This window comes from Sphingobacterium cellulitidis (assembly GCF_043187465.1).
Taxonomy (GTDB): Bacteria; Bacteroidota; Bacteroidia; order Sphingobacteriales; family Sphingobacteriaceae; genus Sphingobacterium; species Sphingobacterium cellulitidis.
In genome coordinates this window covers 958662-976979 of the sequence record NZ_CP171136.1, presented here as the reverse complement: position 1 = coordinate 976979, position 18318 = coordinate 958662, and the positions used below count along the sequence as shown (strand labels likewise).

General features: G+C 37.1%; 13 protein-coding genes and 1 tRNA gene. 6 read left to right on the top strand and 8 right to left on the bottom strand.

The genetic code is table 11. The annotated features are described in order from the left end of the window. Positions 1-298: 298 nt before the first annotated feature. From ACF3OC_RS04265 to ACF3OC_RS04255, 3 genes are all read left to right on the top strand, one after another. Entirely contained in the window at positions 299-3352 is a 3054-nt protein-coding gene (locus ACF3OC_RS04265) for a SusC/RagA family TonB-linked outer membrane protein (RefSeq protein ID WP_094280799.1), read from the top strand. A gap of 17 nt (positions 3353-3369) precedes the next feature. Then, positions 3370-4992 carry a SusD/RagB family nutrient-binding outer membrane lipoprotein gene (locus ACF3OC_RS04260; RefSeq protein ID WP_094280798.1) on the top strand — a complete coding sequence of 541 codons (1623 nt, stop codon included), beginning with the start codon at positions 3370-3372 and terminating at the stop codon, positions 4990-4992. Positions 4993-5215: 223 nt separating this feature from the next. Continuing rightward, entirely contained in the window at positions 5216-7621 is a 2406-nt protein-coding gene (locus ACF3OC_RS04255; protein ID WP_094280797.1) for an ABC transporter permease, read from the top strand. Between the two features lie 51 nt (positions 7622-7672). On the opposite strand, the gene ACF3OC_RS04250 is transcribed toward ACF3OC_RS04255, so the two are convergent. Then, complete coding sequence (locus ACF3OC_RS04250) at positions 7673-8956, bottom strand: Gfo/Idh/MocA family protein (RefSeq protein ID WP_094280796.1); 1284 nt, start codon at positions 8954-8956, stop codon at positions 7673-7675. A 165-nt stretch (positions 8957-9121) separates the two neighbouring features. Here ACF3OC_RS04250 and ACF3OC_RS04245 point away from each other — a divergent pair, with 165 nt between their 5' ends. Next, positions 9122-9799: a response regulator transcription factor gene (locus tag ACF3OC_RS04245; protein ID WP_094280795.1), complete on the top strand. Its 678-nt coding sequence runs from the start codon at positions 9122-9124 to the stop codon at positions 9797-9799. Here the strand turns inward: ACF3OC_RS04245 and ACF3OC_RS04240 are convergent. Then, on the bottom strand, positions 9796-11709 hold the full coding sequence (locus tag ACF3OC_RS04240) for a 7TM-DISM domain-containing protein (RefSeq protein ID WP_179221468.1): 1914 nt from the start codon (positions 11707-11709) through the stop codon (positions 9796-9798). The genes ACF3OC_RS04245 and ACF3OC_RS04240 overlap by 4 nt on opposite strands. Positions 11710-11911: 202 nt before the next feature. On the opposite strand from ACF3OC_RS04240, the gene ACF3OC_RS04235 reads away from it, so the two are divergent. Beyond that, a complete protein-coding gene (locus ACF3OC_RS04235) occupies positions 11912-12712 on the top strand; it encodes a hypothetical protein (RefSeq protein WP_094255192.1) in 801 nt (266 codons plus the stop codon). A gap of 151 nt (positions 12713-12863) precedes the next feature. Here the strand turns inward: ACF3OC_RS04235 and ACF3OC_RS04230 are convergent, their stop codons facing one another. The 5 genes from ACF3OC_RS04230 to ACF3OC_RS04210 all read right to left on the bottom strand — a co-directional run bounded on the left by ACF3OC_RS04230 (position 12864) and on the right by ACF3OC_RS04210 (position 16241). Continuing rightward, positions 12864-13280, bottom strand: a complete 417-nt coding sequence (locus tag ACF3OC_RS04230; protein ID WP_392470965.1) for a hypothetical protein — start codon at positions 13278-13280, stop codon at positions 12864-12866. A gap of 311 nt (positions 13281-13591) precedes the next feature. Then, on the bottom strand, positions 13592-14386 hold the full coding sequence (locus ACF3OC_RS04225) for a methyltransferase domain-containing protein (protein WP_094280792.1): 795 nt from the start codon (positions 14384-14386) through the stop codon (positions 13592-13594). 61 nt (positions 14387-14447) lie between these two features. Then, a complete protein-coding gene (locus ACF3OC_RS04220; RefSeq protein WP_094280791.1) occupies positions 14448-15092 on the bottom strand; it encodes a M48 family metallopeptidase in 645 nt (214 codons plus the stop codon). Between the two features lie 19 nt (positions 15093-15111). Further along, positions 15112-15750: a CPBP family intramembrane glutamic endopeptidase gene (locus ACF3OC_RS04215; RefSeq protein WP_094280790.1), complete on the bottom strand. Its 639-nt coding sequence runs from the start codon at positions 15748-15750 to the stop codon at positions 15112-15114. A gap of 417 nt (positions 15751-16167) precedes the next feature. Further along, a tRNA-Pro gene (locus ACF3OC_RS04210) sits at positions 16168-16241 on the bottom strand. A gap of 525 nt (positions 16242-16766) precedes the next feature. On the opposite strand from ACF3OC_RS04210, the gene rplS reads away from it, so the two are divergent. Next, positions 16767-17111 (top strand): 50S ribosomal protein L19, encoded by a 345-nt coding sequence (rplS, locus tag ACF3OC_RS04205; protein WP_093098782.1) that lies wholly within the window; start codon positions 16767-16769, stop codon positions 17109-17111. 74 nt (positions 17112-17185) lie between these two features. Here rplS and ACF3OC_RS04200 read toward each other — a convergent pair whose 3' ends face one another. Then, positions 17186-18175, bottom strand: a complete 990-nt coding sequence (locus tag ACF3OC_RS04200) for an aldo/keto reductase (protein ID WP_094255197.1) — start codon at positions 18173-18175, stop codon at positions 17186-17188. Positions 18176-18318 lie beyond the last annotated feature (143 nt).

The window sequence follows — 18318 nt, the reverse complement described above, 5'->3', positions numbered from 1 at the left end:
TCTATTAGGATATCATTACCTAAAACAACTACTCAAAATTAAAATATTTTCTGTTCTAAATATTATTTTTACCCGCCAAATCAAAGCAGGATTAAATTGAGGTTAGTAGCTAAAAATTATTAATTATTTATTCAGTATATAACCAATTAGTTTACAGTAACATATGATTACCAGCGATTTTGAAAAGCTTTTTACTTGAATTTTTAACATAAAAAGACAAAATATATCCCCCATATGTACGTTTTGTAATCATTGTATCATTGTCGTTACAATAAAATCACATTCATAAACTTCAATTATGTATAAAACACTAACCCATCTATTTCTATGGCTATTTGCTATACAACTAACTTATGCACAGCAACGAACAATAAAAGGGACCGTTGTTGATGAACAAACAAAATCAGCGATTGTTGGTGCTACTGTTCGTTTAGATGCCAGCAAGAAAGCCACTTCGACCGACGAATCAGGAAAATTTAGTTTAGAGGCACCTGCGGGGCCTGTCAATCTAAGCATCAGTGTTTTGGGCTACAACACTGTAAAGCAAACTGTATCAGCGACTGATTCAGTGATCAATATTTCGATGAGTCCCCAAACTGCTCGCATCGATGATGTCGTAGTAACTGCACTTGGGGTTCAACGAAAATCCAAAAGCCTAACCTACTCAACACAAACCGTTAAAGGTGAAGAGTTGACCAAGGTAAAAGATGCGAATCCTATGAACAACCTGACAGGTAAGGTATCCGGGATGCAAATCAATCGAAGTTCTTCCGGTATTGGAGGTTCGGTTAATATTGTCCTTCGGGGATTTAAGTCCAACCGGAATAATCAGCCACTCTATGTAATCGATGGACTACCAATCACCAATACAGGGGGTAGTGGTTCAGAAGGAGCCTTTGGTGGCGGCCCAGATCGAGGGGATATTTTAAGTACCTTGAATGCCGATGACATCCTAAGCATCAATGTTTTGAAAGGAGCATCCGCATCAGCCTTATACGGTAGTCAAGGTGCCAACGGAGCTATTATGATTACCACCAAGAAAGGTGCTGAAGGAAATCTAAAGATCGATGTATCCTCCAGTATCACCGCGGATCAAGCATTTTATCTTCCGAAATTACAATACCGATATGGCCAGACTACCCAAGATTCTGAAGAGAGCTGGGGTGAGAAAGGTTCCTTTCAAGATCCAGTGGACAACTTCTTTAATACAGGTACGACCTTAATCAATACCATTTCCCTGAGTGGTGGAACCGAAAAGATGCAAAATTATTTCTCTTATGGCAATACCAGCAATAAAGGAATTCTTCCAACCAATTCTTTTAAGCAGCATTCAGCGACTTTTAGAAATTCGACCAATTTTTTCGATAATAAATTAACCTTTGATGGAAGTATGATGTACTCCAGACAAGACATTCACAATCGTCCATCTTCTGGTTTATATTTTAATCCTATTGCGGGTTTATACCTTTTCCCAAGAGGCTTGGACTTTGACAAATACAAGAATAATTACGAATACCTATCCCCGACACGGAATTTATACCTTCAAGATTGGTGGAATATCAATGCGGATGCAGGGTTGACAGGAACGCATCATTCACAGAATCCGTTTTGGGTGTTGAATAGGAATCCGACTTTCCAATGGAGAGATAATATTATCGCCCAAGGGCAATTAAAATACAACATTAATGAGTGGTTATCGGTAAGTGCCAGAGGTACCTTGAACAAACGTTGGGATAAATGGGAGCGTCATGTCTATGCAGGTACGCAGGGAGTTTTATCAGGTGAGAAAATTGAGGGTGTCTTAAATGATAATGGCCGATATACCCGCGATCAAACAGAAAGCACAGCGTTGTATGGAGATTTATTGTTTATTGGGAACAAGACCTTTGCTGAGGATTGGGATTTGAACTTTACTGCAGGAACATCCATTAACGATACCCGTTCCAACGGATGGAATTTAGATCAGTTAAAACTAGCCGTTGCGAATAAGTTTTTGCTCAGCAATATATACCGTGATGCACCGATTAATGTCCTGAACGAATCCATTAGCAGAAGGCAATTGCAATCTCTTTTTGCATCGACCAATTTAGGTTATAAGGATAAGATCTTTTTGGATTTGACCGCACGTAACGATTGGGCCTCTACCCTAGCGAATACACCGCAGGAGAAAAAAGGATATTTCTATTGGTCTGCAGGTTTATCAGCAGTCCTTTCAGACATGATAAAAATGCCAAGCTTTATTACCTACAGTAAACTTAGGTTAACCATGGCAGAGGTAGGAAACGATGTGGGAATTTATAGTACCATTCCGACCAATACTTTAGCGACCGGTATCCTGAATGCCAATGTTTCGGGTCCATATCAAGGTTTACCACTTCGTCCTGAAATCAGCAGAAGTTATGAAGTCGGGTATGAAGGTAGATTTTGGAATGATCGGATCAACTTTGATTTAGCCCTTTACAAGACCAATACCAAGGATCAGTATTTTTCGTATGAAGCACCAGTTGGTCAGGTCTATACCACGGTATTTTTGAATGCAGGAAATGTGGAAAACAAGGGTATAGAAGCCGCCTTGGGGATTGATGCGATTAAGAAGGATAATTTCACCTGGAATACCTCGGTAAATTTCACTGCAAATAGAAATAAGATCTTGGAGTTAGCCCCGAAACTTGGGGAGCGTTATTCCGTAGGTGGAAATTTCAATGTTCTGAGATTAAATGGATCATTTGGGGATTTTTGGGCAAGAACATTTTTAAGAGACAGTAACGGCGTTATGGTTGTTGATGACACTGGTAGGCCACAAATTGGACCTGAAGGATATATTGGGAATAACAATCCTAAATCCATTGTGGGATGGAATAACACGGTCAATTACGGAAAATTCGGGTTGAGTTTTACGATTGATGCTAGATTTGGCGGACAAGTAATTTCAGTAACCGACGGGTATTTAAATTCTTTTGGTGTTAGTGAGGAAAGTGCTGCCGCGAGAGATGCAGGTGGATTGGATATCCCTGCCGTGAAGATGGATGGAACCCCATGGCAAGGAAAGATTCCTGCACAAGCATATTATAGTGCAGTAGGAAATCGCGATGGTATAATCGAGGGTCAGGTTTATGATGCAACGAATATCAGGATGCGTGAGATCTCATTGACCTATGCATTACCAATCAAATGGAAAGGAGTAAATAGTGCATCGATTTCATTGACAGGTAGAAATTTATTTTTCTTCCACAATGATGCTCCCTATGACCCAGAGTTGAATACGACCACTGGTGTTGGAGCACAAGGCTACGACAGCTTTTCCTTACCAGCAACACGTAGCTATGGACTAAACCTAAAAGTATCCTTTTAATAACCAAGAGAAACGAAATGAAGACATTAAAATCATATTATAAATTGTCGGGAATATTATTGAGTAGTTTATTCCTGACCATGAGCTGTACCAAGGACTTTACAGAATTAAACACGAATCCTGCAGGTGTTACGGATGAGGAGGCCATGGGAGACTTCGCCTTGGTCGCTTCTTTCCTTGCACAAGGTCAGCGAGCGATCTTATCCGAAAATGTAGGAGAATATCAGGTATCGAACAACTTGACTAGTGATGCCTATGGCGGGTATTTTGGAGCGGAAGCGCCCTTTGTAGGAAATGCCAATAACCTGACTTATAGTTTGGTTCCGGGTTGGTATTCTTCCCTATGGGTTGACCGTTATATCCGCGCCATGAATCCATTGTTTCGAGTAGAACTAATGACCCGAAATGATGAAAAGATGAAGGATATCTTTGCATTTGCTAAGATTCTTAAGGTTTCAGCCATGCATAGAACATCGGACAAAGTTGGGCCAATTATTTATAGTAAATATAATGCACCAGATGAATCCGATCAAATTCATTATGATAATCAGGAAGATGCCTATAAGAACTTTTTCAAGGATTTGGATACCGCAACGACTATTTTAAAGACTTACAAGGGGAAAGAAGTATCTGCGGCAATGAAAAAATCTGATTTAGCCTATACATCGAACAATTATGATCGTTGGTTAAGGATTGCGAATACCCTGAGATTACGATTAGCCTTACGAGTAGCCTTCAAAGATGCAGCCTTGGCAAAAACAGAAGGTGAAAAAGCGCTAAATCCAGAAAATGGAGGATTACTAGAGTCCACGGCTGACAATTGCTTTATCAAATTGAGTACAGACCATCCTTTAAATATTATTACTACGACCTGGAGTGATACCAGGATGCATGCTAGTATTGAATCGTTTTTAGGTGGATACAAAGATCCACGCATGGAAAAATTATTTGAAAAGGCTACGGATCCTGCTGTTAAAGGACAGTATAAAGGAATCAGGACAGGTATTGACATCGATGCAAAGAGCAGGTATGATAATTATTCCAAACTACTTCCATTACCAAATAAAATGCAATTAATGGTTGCTTCCGAGAGTTGGTTTCTAAAAGCTGAAGCTGCCTTGAGAGGCTGGAGCAATGCTGGGGATGCGAAGAGCAATTATGAAAACGGAATCGATAGGTCATTTGAAATGTATGGATTGAGTGCGGCAGCAACAGCTTATAAGAATAATTCAAGCGACAAGCCTATGCCTTACATCGATCCAAAGGCAATCAAAGCAGGGCAAAATGATATCAATGCGGGTTCACCGTTTTTAAGTACGATCACCATTGCTTGGAATGAGGCAGATAGCAAAGATCGAAAGTTAGAAAGAATCATCACCCAGAAATGGATTTCGATGTTTCCTGACGGAGATGAAGCCTGGGCCGAATATCGTAGGTCGGGCTATCCAATTTTATTTCCAGTAGTGGTAAACTACAGCAATAACACCATTCCTACGAATCCTGGAATTCGCAGAATGCCATATCCAGAAAGGGAATATAACAGCAATAGCGCTGCGGTGAATGAAGCGGTAAAAATGTTGGGTGGACCTGACAATGGTGGAACCAGATTATGGTGGGATTCAACAAACAAAAAGTTATAATAAAATTCAATGGGTAGTATAATGAGCGGGTAGGAGAAATCCTACACCGCTTTTTTTTGCCCCACACGTTCATTTTTGAACATAAGATGTCCGAAAACGAACACAATAAAGGCTTCAACAAAGCGTAATTTATTAAAAACAAACAACTTATACCGATGGCAATGAAATTGCTCTTAGAGCTTCATATTTAAACTATTAATCAGCATTTGCAAAATCCTAAAAAATGAATTGGAGTTATATAAAAATTGCCTGGCGAAATATTAGCAAGAAAAAACTACAGAACATTATCAATTTAATCGGATTAATCTGTGGAATTACGTTCATAATGATCGTAGGCGCCTACATTTGGGATGCAAAGCAGGTAAATGCCCATTTAAGAAATAAGGATCAGCAATACCTATTACAGAGCACGTATAAGAAAGAAGGTTTAGGAATTGAGCTCACTACCCTTGGGGCACTTCCCAAAGCTTTGGCAGAAGAATATCCACAGCTAGTCAAAAACTACTATAGAATAGACGGGTTGACCTGCATTGTTTCCAATGGATCAGATAAGTTCGAGGAATCAGCTAGTTTAGGGGACCCCACATTCTTATCTATGTTTGGATTTGAGCTGCATGCTGGAGATGTAAATACCGCCTTGGTTGATCCTTTTTCATTAGTTATAACCGAAGCTGCCGCGATAAAGTACTTTGGCCGGATAGATGCTTTGGGAGAACAACTTTCCATTAGAAACTTCAAAGGTGAGAAACATGATTTTAAAGTTACAGGGATCATCAAACCAAATTACCGAAATTCAGTTCAGGAGTTAACTCCAGGCTTAAAAGGGGATTTCTTTTTACCCATTGCTTCCGAGAAATATTTTGGTCGAGAGCTGGATAGCTGGGAGAATCCTTATATCGTAGGATTTGTAGAATTGGAAAAGAATATTTCTTTAGATCAAATCAATGCAGCTATTAAAACCTTAGTGGGCAAACATACTGACCAGGTATTTTCAGACAATTACAGTCCGGATCTAAAACCTCTCAATACCTATTATCTGGAGAGCAATAATGGCGCAATTCAAAAGATGATTGATATCCTCCTTTACATTTCCGGATTCATCCTGTTGATGGCTATTATTAATTTTATTAATTTCAATTTAGGTCAAAACATAAGTCGCTTAAAAGAAATTGGCATCAGGAAGATTATGGGAGCTCGTTCCAATCAGATAGCCAGCCTCCTACTTACGGAATATGTCATTCTCCTTGTTTTAATTTTATTAATCTGTTTTCCATTATATGTGTTTGCCAAGCCCCTATTTGAAAACATCTTTATGCGAAAACTACCCCAGATAACGGAATTGCCTTATTATTTTTATTTGGGTATTTTCTTGTTTTCAATTTTTATAGGTTTAATTTCTGGCTTTTATCCAGCGATTAAACTTTCAAGGAACAGTTTATTGAATTCTGTAAAACTTCAGTTTGATAAAGTAAAAAACAAACAGAGTCTCCGAAAGGCCTTGCTATTCCTTCAATTTACCACCGCCATTATTATTTTGACTTCCACCATTATCGTTGCTAGACAAATCCACTTGTTTGTAAATAGTGATTTAGGATATAAAAAAGATTACATATTAACAGTACAGACAACACGGGATTGGAGTCCGGAAGGTGTTCGAAAAACACAAACCATCCAACAAGAACTAGGGAAGCTGAATGAGGTTGAAGAGATCAGTTTATCTTATGAAACGCCAAATAATATCGTTGGGAAGGCAGAAATAGCCTTAATGGATAAGTCTGATGAGCCCATTAATTCTCAAATGATTATTTCCGATTCCAAATTTGCTGAGACCTATCAGATTCCAATGTTGGCTGGCAGTTTTTTCAGTTCGGACCTTGTTGATTCGTTGGCACCAAAAGAAGTGGTGATGAATCGAAAAGCGATGAATGTATTGGGCATAGAGCATGCTGATGACGTAATAGGTAGAAATCTAAAGATTAATGGCACTCCTGATCCTGTGCGCGTAGTTGGGATAACTGAAAACTTTATTCCCAATTCCATGCATAGTCCTAACACTGCAATTATTTGGCTGAATGTATCACAAAACAATCTCTATAGGTATTTCAATATTCGCATGAAACCCGGATCGATATCCAGTTCGATTGATAATATTGAGAAGAAATGGCATTTCCTGATGCCTGAAGCACCTTTTGAATATCATTTTATGGAGGAAAATATTCGGAAAATGTATGAAACCGAATTGCAATTATACAGAGCTTCGATTTCAGCAACGGTAATTACATTAATCATCGTTTGTTTGGGCATATTAGGTTTAGTTTCCTTATCCATTACTGCGCGAAGCAAGGAAGTTGGAATGAGGAAGATATTAGGCGCGAAACTATCGGATTTACTGATTTTATTTTCTAAAGAATATTACCTTTTATTTTTCACTTCTATACTTGTTGCAGTGCCAATCAGCTTCTTTATGATGAAAAAATGGTTGTACAACTATGAGTTTAGGATAGAAATTTCAGCATGGAATTTTTTATTGCCGATCATACTCCTATTGACATTATTGGCAGGAATAATATTATTTATATTATACAGTAAAGGTAAGGGAAATCCTATTCACCGTTTAAAAGAAGATTAAGAAATCACCTATAAGAAAAGCCGGCTAATGCCGGCTTTTCTTATTTTATTCTTAAACTTTCGGCAATTGATAGCCATTATGATATTTAGCGGACAAATAAGTATTAGCCTCATCATCTGTAAATCTGGCTTTATTTTTATCCCAATAGAGTTTTTTTCCAGTTCTATAGGCGATATTTCCCATTTGGGAAAGAATAGCGATATGAGCACCTGCCTCGACAGGAGCATGGAGGATACTTTTGTCATTGGTTCGGATTGCGGTAACAAAATTTTCCATATGTTTTTCCAATCCATTGTCTTTAGAAGGTTGAGGAGTTACTGCCTGCATCCTACCTCCTTCTGGAATTACCTCCCAACTACCTCTATTCACGACCAGGGTTCCATTGTTACCGATAAAGGCAACGCCATGATCTTTTCCATAGGGACCAAGATCTATACCAGTAGCTTGTTCCCATTGCAAGTAAAAATCATCAAAAGCGAATACCGTTATTAGGGAATCTGGAGTTTCGGCGGCATCATCGGGGTAAGCGAATTTACCTCCTGTTGCCATGATTGAAATCGGGTCTGAAACTTTCATTCCAATCAATGCGAAATCCAACATATGAACTCCCCAGTCAGTCATCAGTCCGCCAGCATAATCCCAGAACCATCTGAAGTCAAAATGGAAACGATTCGGGTTGAAGGGTCTTTTTGTTGCTGGTCCCAACCATTTATCATAATGCACTCCAGCAGGCGGAGCAGAATCCGGTTTTACCGGAATACTCTTCATCCATCCTTGGTAAGCCCATGCTTTTACAGATCTGATTTTCCCTAATTTTCCACTATGGACAAATCCCATTGCATCCCTAAAATGTTGTTGACTACGTTGCCATTGGCCGACCTGAACAATTTTATTGTATTTTTTGTCGGCTGCAAGCATTACTTCACATTCCTTGATGGAGTTTCCGAGCGGTTTTTCCACATAAACATGTTTTCCAGCAGCAACAGCATCGACCATGATCATACAATGCCAGTGATCAGGGGTTCCAATAATAACCGCATCAACATTCGGATCTTTTAACAGGTCCTTATAATCAATATATTTTTTGACTTTGATGTTCTTTTGTTCGAGTTCGTTGCTTCTTTTGTTCAGTACATTTTCATCCACATCACAAAGCGCTGTACAGGTCACTTTATCAATCTTTAAAATTGCATTTAAGTTTGACCAGCCCATACCATTCGCACCGATAAGACCGACTCTCAAAGGTGAGTTTTGATTGGCAAAGGCTTGACTTCGAAAAAACAAAGAAGATGCAGCAAGTACAGCTGAACTTTTAATAAAATCTTTTCTTTTCATTTATGAATAATGTTTTAGGTTTAAAAAAAAGAAATACAACGAGGGAATTGTTAATCTTTTAGAAAGATACAAAAATTCCAAAATAAAAGTTCTTCAAAATTCAAAAGAAGTATCGAAAAGAGTTAAGGATATTTTAGTATCTTGTAGAGAAGCAACGTTTATCCTATGGACGAAAAGACGACATCAGTTCCTATAAACTTGCTCATTGTCGAGGATCAACAGATTATAGTCGATGGTTTGGTCATGATATTGAGTGGGCATCCGCAATTTGGCAATATTCAATCCTGCACCAACCCCCAGGAGCTGCTGGCATCTATTGAGCAGAACCGTCCTGATGTGATATTGATGGATTTCAATATGCCTGATATGGATGGGATTCAATGTATAGAAGCAGTTTTAGAAGAGAATCCGGAACAGAAAATATTAATGCTTACGGGCTACGATGATACGGAGCTTATCCGAGAGGCTCTACGAAAAGGGGCTTTAGGCTATGTATTAAAAAACATTGCGAAAGAGGAACTCATAAAGGCTATTGTAGCGGTCAACGAACGCAAAAGACATCTTGACCAGCAGGTTCAGAATAAAGTCGTTGAAGCCTTTTTAATGAATGAGGAATCAGGAAGCCTTGATCAAAATTCGAAAAAGGATTGTTTCAACCTATCGCATCGGGAGTTGGAGATACTCAAGCTCATTGCTGAGGGTAATTCCAGCAACAAGATCGCAGATCAGTTATTTATCAGTTCGAATACCGTGGATACCCATCGAAAGAATATCATGGCCAAATGCGGAGTCAAGAAAATAACGGAGTTGATCACTTTTGCCAATAAAAATCAGCTACTCTAATCCTGAATTGGCAAAGTAATGGAGAAAAAAGAACCAGCATCCAGTTTGCTATCGACTTCAAACTTCCCTCCGATCAATTGGGATCTGGTAAGAATGCTTTTTAATCCAAGACCTGTAGTTTTTTCCGGATTATAAATAAAGCCTTTCCCATTGTCTTCCAAACTTATGATTAGCTCTGTTTCATTTTGTATCAATTGAATATTTATTTCCGTAGGCATGGCGTGCTTGATCATGTTATTCAGCAATTCTTGTATAATCCTATAAATATGAACCTCCTTGTTTGGAGCTAATTTTTTAGAATCGTATTGCTGAAACAGATTAATTTTTATGCCTTGATAACTGGATTTAACATGATTGACCAATTCTTGGATAGCCGCTTTCAACCCCAATTTGCTCAATGAAATTGGCATCAGGTTATGGGAAATGGTTCTAATATCTGAATTTACACGATCAACATCCTGCATTAATTTCCGAATATTATCACTCATAAGTTTATTCTCCAATTGATCTTCGAGATGTGTTAATTTCATTCGGATAGCTGACAGCTGAACCCCGGAGCTATCATGCAATTCCTGAGCAATTCTTTTCCGTTCCTGCTCGACGGTCGCCATAAGAAGCTTTGTGTCTTCCTCTTGTTTTTTTCCGAGCTCAAGTAACATTGCATTGTGCTGTTCATACATTTTTTTCAACCGCAGCATCATCAATGTAAATACAATAAGTACTTCCCAAACCATGGACCAGAGCATCATATTCTGCACATGAATGGTCCACAGAAAGAAGGGAACCTTGGAGACAATATCGAGTTCCAAATTAAAATAATATTGTCCCAACTGACGGATACTGGTAGTAAGAATGGTATAAGCATGTGGGGCAAATGCGATCATAAACCAAATGGTTTCGGTCTTATTCCGCTGTCTCGTCAATAAAATTATTAATATGTACAGAATAATAGCACAGGTCATTGAAAACATGATTGTATTCAATTTTTGGATCAGCGAAAAAAGACCATGTGGAATCCATTGATAACCCATTGCAATTATGGTCAAGGCTAGAGAACAAAGAACAAAAATCCATAATACCTGATCAAGTTTCCGCACAAATCGTCTGGTTACAAAATATTCCCTGAAGAAGCTCACTCCAAAAATCAGATATAGATTAGTAAAGATATAGCTGGAAATATTTTGAATCGACGGATAATTACCCCAAAGGTTTTTGTAGGATAAGCCCAGGTCTGAGTAGATATAACAGGCACCAAAAAGAATATAAAAGAAGAAAGTCCATTGTTTCTTTTCCTTGGTTAGGATTAAGGTTATTCCAAGAACAAAAAGGAAAGCAGTTGTAATAAAAAAGAAATAAGAAATGGTGGTGGTTTCTTTCAAATAATATCCTTCCCGTTCATGTTTATCCCAGAGCAGGAGGTTAAAGTTGATTGCCGAATAATTAGAATGGACCTTAATATAGTAATTAGCAATTTCTAAGGGGTCCAATTCCAATTGGAATATTAAATTTTGATGATTGACTGATCGGTTATGATAAGGATAACTGGAACCTAAAATTTTGACCAATACCATGCGATCAGCATACTTTTTATATAAGGTCAGGGAATTGAGGTTGGGATTGGTAAATTCCAAATACAGGGTTCTATTGGTAGAATCTTGATTTGCTAGTATTGTCCGAAGCCATAGGTTGCCATCCTTTTTACCGAAATTATAAATTGGTTCCTGGAAGGGTTGGAATTGACCTTCTGGGGGTACAGAATCATTTGCAGACTCATCATAAAAGAAAGCGGTTGATTGGGCGATATTCAGATGATTGGCCGTATCGGGCAATAGAATGGTCTGGGCTTCCAGTTTTACAGAAAACAGGAAGATTAGCATATTCACTGCCAGTGTCCATATCAGTCCAGGCATCTTCATCAATCTAATTTACAGTTAAATCTGATAGAATAAGGAGGTAAATCACTAGAAAATAAGGTTTCTAATGGGAATATCACCTTTTCAAGTTATGGAAATACACCAAAAAAGGGATTTGGAAAAAATCCTCTTTTTGGATGTTTTCTGCTATTCTAAAATGTCGTCACTTTGAATTAACCAATCAGAAAGGAATTACAAAATGAAGACATTAAAGATAAAATCACTATTCATTATCCTTGGGCTTATAGGATTGAATTATTTACAAAGCTCATGTAGTCGATATTATTATCAACCGAATGCGGTCAATGCTCCGATGATGAAGGAGAAGGGCGATTTAAAAATTGGCATTTCGGGAACGACGAGTTCAGGAGATTTAAATGGGACAAATACAAGTTCTTCAATTTTAAATCTACAAACAGCCTACTCCCCTATTCAATACCTAGGATTGATGGTAAACTATTCGAATTACAATTATAGTTTTGGGGAGGAAGATCCTTCGAAGGGGGATGTTGATGCCAATGCGGGTTTATTTGAAGGTGGAGTTGGGGGATATTACCCTATTATCAATAGGGAGAGTGGTTTTGGATTGATTGCTGACACCTATGTAGGTTATGGGGGCGGAAAGTTGAGCAGTGATGTCAACATGAATTTTAACAGGTTATTTATTCAACCGGGTATCAATGTTACATTTCCCTATTTTGATATTGGATTGGCAACGAGGATTTCAGGCATTAAATACAGTAATTTTGATGCCAACGGCATGAGTCCGGAATATATATCGCAACAAGGATTGACAGAAATTACGCAGAAGAGGCATTATTTCTTTGAACCAGCCTTGACCTTACGTGCGGGATACAAATTTATCAAAGCAGAATTGCAGGTGGTTGGAAGTACTCCTATGAATGAATTAGATTGGGAAAGCAATGGCACAGTCGTAACCTTTGGGATTCATTTTTCTTTAATGGATGCGATTAAATTTGGAAAAAGCAAAGGGTTTTAAATTTGAATTTCATCAATAAAGACACTTAATAATAGTGCAGCAAAAAAAAGTGTTTATCGACCAAAAGAATCAGAATATCGATTCTTTTGGTTATTTATTTTATTGGCAATGGGAAAAGATTCTCTAAGGATTAATAATCCAAGATGTATGTTTATTTTAATGGTTCAATAAGTTTTATTCTCACCCCATCAAAACAATCATCCATACAGCCTTTAGGCAAAAATCCAACTAAGGAAATCATTCCGTTATTATTATTCTCAAAAAATACATCTGCTTTATCACTTTTTATTAACCATTCATTTTTTGCTCTTTCATAAATTTCATCCAAAGTAATGGCGGAGAAAGCAGGGTGGTATTTACTTTGATTTGTAAACTTGCCATTTTCTTCTACAAAGGATAGGATGTCTAAAAAGGAAATACCTTCTTCTTTCAAAGCCTCAAAATATTCTTTATGGCCTCTTGCAATAATTTTATCGAGATCATTCTCTGTCCAACCATTTGTTGGTTTTTCAATACCATTATAAACGAGGTATTGAAATTCACGTTTCACTACTGTTCCATTTTTCACAGTAATGGTTGTTTCCCAAGAATTGCCTCCAAATGAATCACCACTCACTATATAGCGATAACTATTATTATTCTGGGCTTTAAAAGATTGAAAGGCTTTCAGGCTCGATTCGTATTCCGAATTAAATTCGATATCATTTTTTTCACAAGAGCTAGACAAAAATGTAATTAGAAAGAGAAATAATAAGTTCTTTAGTCTCATAAGGTTATAATTAATATTGGTAATTAGCTTTTAATAAGGACGATAGCATTTCAAATAATGCTACAACACAGGGAATTTATAATTAATCGGGCCAAATCAACTTAAATATATTAGATAGCCTTAGTACCTCTTACGTCTTTTAATTTCATGGTCATGCGTTGAGCAGTATCCAATATCCATTCATCGTATTCTTTGATAGCTTTCAATCTATCTTCTTCTGAAATATAGCCTTCCTCTACTACTTGTTTTAAGTTGGCAACCTTAGACCAAATTCCAATTCTTGAAATAAAATTATCGTCTCCTTTTTGGTATGTTTCATCGGAATTTATGGTTTCGATATCACTAAATCCAGCATCTTTGAAATAGTCGGCTAGATCTTCAGAAATATGATTGTTCATTCCCGCATCTGCTCGCCAATTCAAAAAAGCTTTGTAAAACAATTGCATGCTTAAAGGCGGTTGAGGTTCCCATTCCAATTGCTCATGATTATAATCTAAGATGGACAACGTTCCAGCAGGTTTCAATAATTCCTTCATTTTCAATATAGCTTCTCTAGGATTATTCAACCATTGCAAGGTTCTTGCAGACACAATCAAGTCGAATTTTTCATCAGAATGAAAATTAAATAGATCACAATGCTGCAGTTCTAAATTTTTAGTATCTGAATAGGTATCCTGACCACTTAAGATAAATTTTTCAGTATTGTCAATTCCAACCACAGAACCTTTTGGTCCAACATAATTAGCAATACCATTTGATATTGCTCCAGTACCACATCCAATGTCCAAAACATGCATTCCCTCTTTTAGAATTGGTATTAATGTGGCATAGTCCTTTTCAAGACTTCTATCATCAAATATTTTATTAGAAATTTTAGCATCACGATTTATTACTTTGTTTGCCATAGATTTGAAATTAGGTTAGGATGTAATTTATGGTTTATTAATCGAATCAAGATATTAAAACTTACTTCCGTCCTACTAGCTTATCTAACCAACTTTTTCGTTTTTTTACAACCCCTATCTTTTTCTTTTTCGGATTCCAGAGGGAATTAGTTTGAGTAGTAGCATATTTTTCAGCTATTTCTGCGTAATTCTGTGCTTGCACAAAATCCCTTTTATACTCTGCAATTACCGCCATTACTGAATACATAATATAATTTTCAACTGGAAAATATAAGCCGTTATTATTAATTTTTTGGGTAAATATATTTTCCACTTTTTCATATAATTCTGTTTTATTCGTTCGAATAACAGTTTCAGAAAAATTCAAATATGCAGATGTAATAGAATGTGGAAATTCTTTTTCAACGTCAAGTGCTTTCTGGAAATAAGCTAAGGCAGTTTCATATTTTTCTCTGAAAATATTAATCTGACCTAAAGAATTGTAAACTGAACTTTTTTCCATTTGGTTTTCGGGATATTCTGCCAAGATCCTATTTAGCAACATTTCGGCAATGTATAATAGATTTTTATCCTCTGTTGCCATAAGTTCTCCGGCTTGAACTCTTAAATATTGGGGCCGGTTATATTTTCTTGCACGGCCAAGTTTAACGAAGAATTCATCTTCGTCAGTTTTAGTCCATGTTTTTCTTCTATACCAATCATTCATATCTATAATTTTCTAATGGTTACATTTCGGCTCTGAATAAATCGAGAAAAGCTGGTGCAGATAAGTTAAAAAAGTCAACCAGAAAATGAGATAAAATAACCCATCTTAAGCTATTCGTTTTTTTATAGGTTATGGCCCAAACTATTCCCATAATAAGGGTTGAAATTACGACAGCACTTCCTCTAAATATTTCTGAGTTTATACCGAATACAAAATGATTGCCTGCAAAAACGATACTAGAAAATAGAATCGATAATATACTATTCCAATTCTTAGTTGCATCAGTCAGAAATCCTCTCCAATAGAACTCTTCAAGCCAAGGATTTATGAGGGCTAAAAGTAGCCATGGGATGAATATGGTCCAATCTTGTAATAAATGATAATGTTTAATAAAAATCGGAATTGGAATTAACCCAACGAATAAAGTCACTATTATCCATAACCAATTTGTATTTCCTTTTTTTAACCAATTTTTTATGGATGACCTATCTCCAAATTTGAGAATGAAGAATAAAAAAAGAAACCATTCGATAATAATTAATGGAATGAAAGACCATTTACCAATTAGTTTTCCAAAAATTAATGCAGAGAAAATATTTACTATAATAATAACAAAAGGAGAAAATAGAACTATAGATTGTTTTGATATGGTACTCATAAAATTTACTTAGGGCTTTGCATTCGTGATATAGTGAAACAATAATTCTCACGAAAATAAAAAATTTCGTTTGCCTTTCGACTTATATATATTGCATGTTTTAGATTTCACAATAACTTAACAGACTATACCTTTCTTTTAGATTTGATCAGGGTTAGGATTTGGCAGAGGGGTGAGCCTATCACGGATCGGACCCCTGTTCGAATCTGCCACACCCGGACACAAAAAAAGCTCGACGAATGTCGAGCTTTTTTGTGCGGCTGTTGTCTAAATACTAAATACTACAATGGGTGGCAGGATTGCTTCAGCCCCGCGAGCCCCAAACTCTTACCCTGAAGCTCCTACGGATCGAACCCCGGTTCGAATCTGCCACACCCGGACACAAAAAAAGCCCGACGAAAGTCGAGCTTTTATGTGTCGGGGTGGCAGGATTCGAACCTACGACCTCCACATCCCAAATGTGGCGCGATACCGGGCTACGCTACACCCCGAAAAGGTATCACCTTTGTTTTGTGTGGCACAAATATAAGGGGATATTTTTTAAATCCAATAGTTAAATTTCATTTTATATGTAAACATCTGATAATTTGAATAATATTTTTATTTCACCCCTAAAAAGAGCTCTCAAATTTCAGTAAATAGGATTAGTGAAATGAGTTCCAATGGCCATTTGTATGAGCAATTAAAGAATATACTTATATAAGTAGAATAGAAATTTTGAGAATGCGAACCTATTCCTTCTGGTTATTTAAGAAAGAGGAAAGAGTCTAAAAATTTAGGACAAAAAGATAACAAACTCATTTTATGTAGTTTAATTTGGGCTAAGGAAGAAATAACAAAAATATTCAGAGATATTGTGAAATAGGTATGGGAATCTTTTATATTTTATTTACTTTTGCAGGCATTCTATGGAAAGTAGAATATTTTTAAAAAAGAATTTTCAAATATCAAAATAAAGCTGTAATATTGCATTCCGATTTTTACAGGTTAAATATCGTTATTAATTACTCAGAATCATGGATTTAGTAAAATTTGTAGAAGAACAAGCGGTAGTAAAAAATGAAAATCCCGCTTTCAAAGCCGGAGATACCATCAGCGTTCATTATAAAATTCGCGAAGGAAATAAAGAGCGTGTACAGGTGTACCAAGGTGTGGTAATTCAATTAAACAGCGAAGGAGCTAATGCTACTTTTACCGTTCGTAAAATTTCTAACGGTATTGGCGTAGAGCGTATTTTCCCTGTAAATTCTCCAAACATTGAGAAAATCGAAGTTAACAGCATTGGTAAAGTACGTCGCGCGAAATTATTTTATTTACGTGGTCTTACCGGAAAAGCTGCTCGTATCAAATCAAAAAGATAATCGAGAGACTTTAAGAATTATATTTAAGGGCTTTGCAATGCGCGAAGCCCTTATTTATTGATTCTTTCTTCCAATTAATTTTGGATTACGACGGGTTTAGTTCCCATTATCTCGTCTATTTTTTCCTTTACTTCCGCCGTTATCAAAGGCAAAACCTCTAATGCTTTCAGGTTTTCTGTGAGTTGACTTTCTTTGGTCGCCCCAAGGATTGCTGTTGTTACATTCGGGTTGCTAATACACCAGGCAATACATAAGGTTGGCAAGGATACGCCTAACTCATTAGCGAAATCTCCCAATGCTTTAACCCGGTTCAATTTATCATTGACAACCGCCTTATCCCTTAACCATTCATAGCCTTCCAATGACATTCTCGATCCTTCAGGAATCCCATCGTTATATTTACCTGTCAATAATCCCGATGCCAAAGGACTCCAAATGGTGGTTCCCATTCCGATGTTTTTAAAGATAGGAGCATAATCCACTTCGATTTTCCTTCTATTGAATAAATTATATTCAGGTTGCTCAACAGAAGGTCCTTCCAATCCCATTTCTTTAGCATGCATATGTGCTTCCACGATTTCAGCAGCGGACCATTCCGAGGTTCCCCAATAAAAGATCTTCCCTTGTTGGATCAAGGTATTCATCGTGCGCACCACCTCTTCAATTGGAACATTAGGATCAGGACGATGGCAGTAGTATAAATCCAAATACTCAACTTGCAATCTTTCCAATGCTTCATGACAAGCTTCCATCAAATGCTTTCTACTCAAGCCATGCTGGTTTGGTTTTTTATCCACACCTTTCCATCCGAAGAAGGCTTTACTGGATAATACATAGGAAGATCTATCCCAATTCAATTTTCTTAATACCCTGCCCATCATTTCTTCAGACAAGCCTGCAGAATACACTTCGGCATTATCAAAAAAGTTCACTCCGGCCTCATATGCTTGAGCCATTAGCCTTTCATTGGTATTATCATCTGTTTGTCGAGCAAAAGTAACCCAGGAGCCAAATGACAATGCACTTAGCTGGAGGCCAGTTTTGCCCATTCTTCTATATTCCATAAAATTCAATTTTATGATAAAGTTAGCAGAAATCTACTACTGGAGATATCTGATTTAAGTAAAAAAATGGATAAAAAAAGGTTCAAGTGATTGACAATGGTTTTGTTAGGCGGGCAAAAGCGTTGGATAGTTTTTTTTTGGCC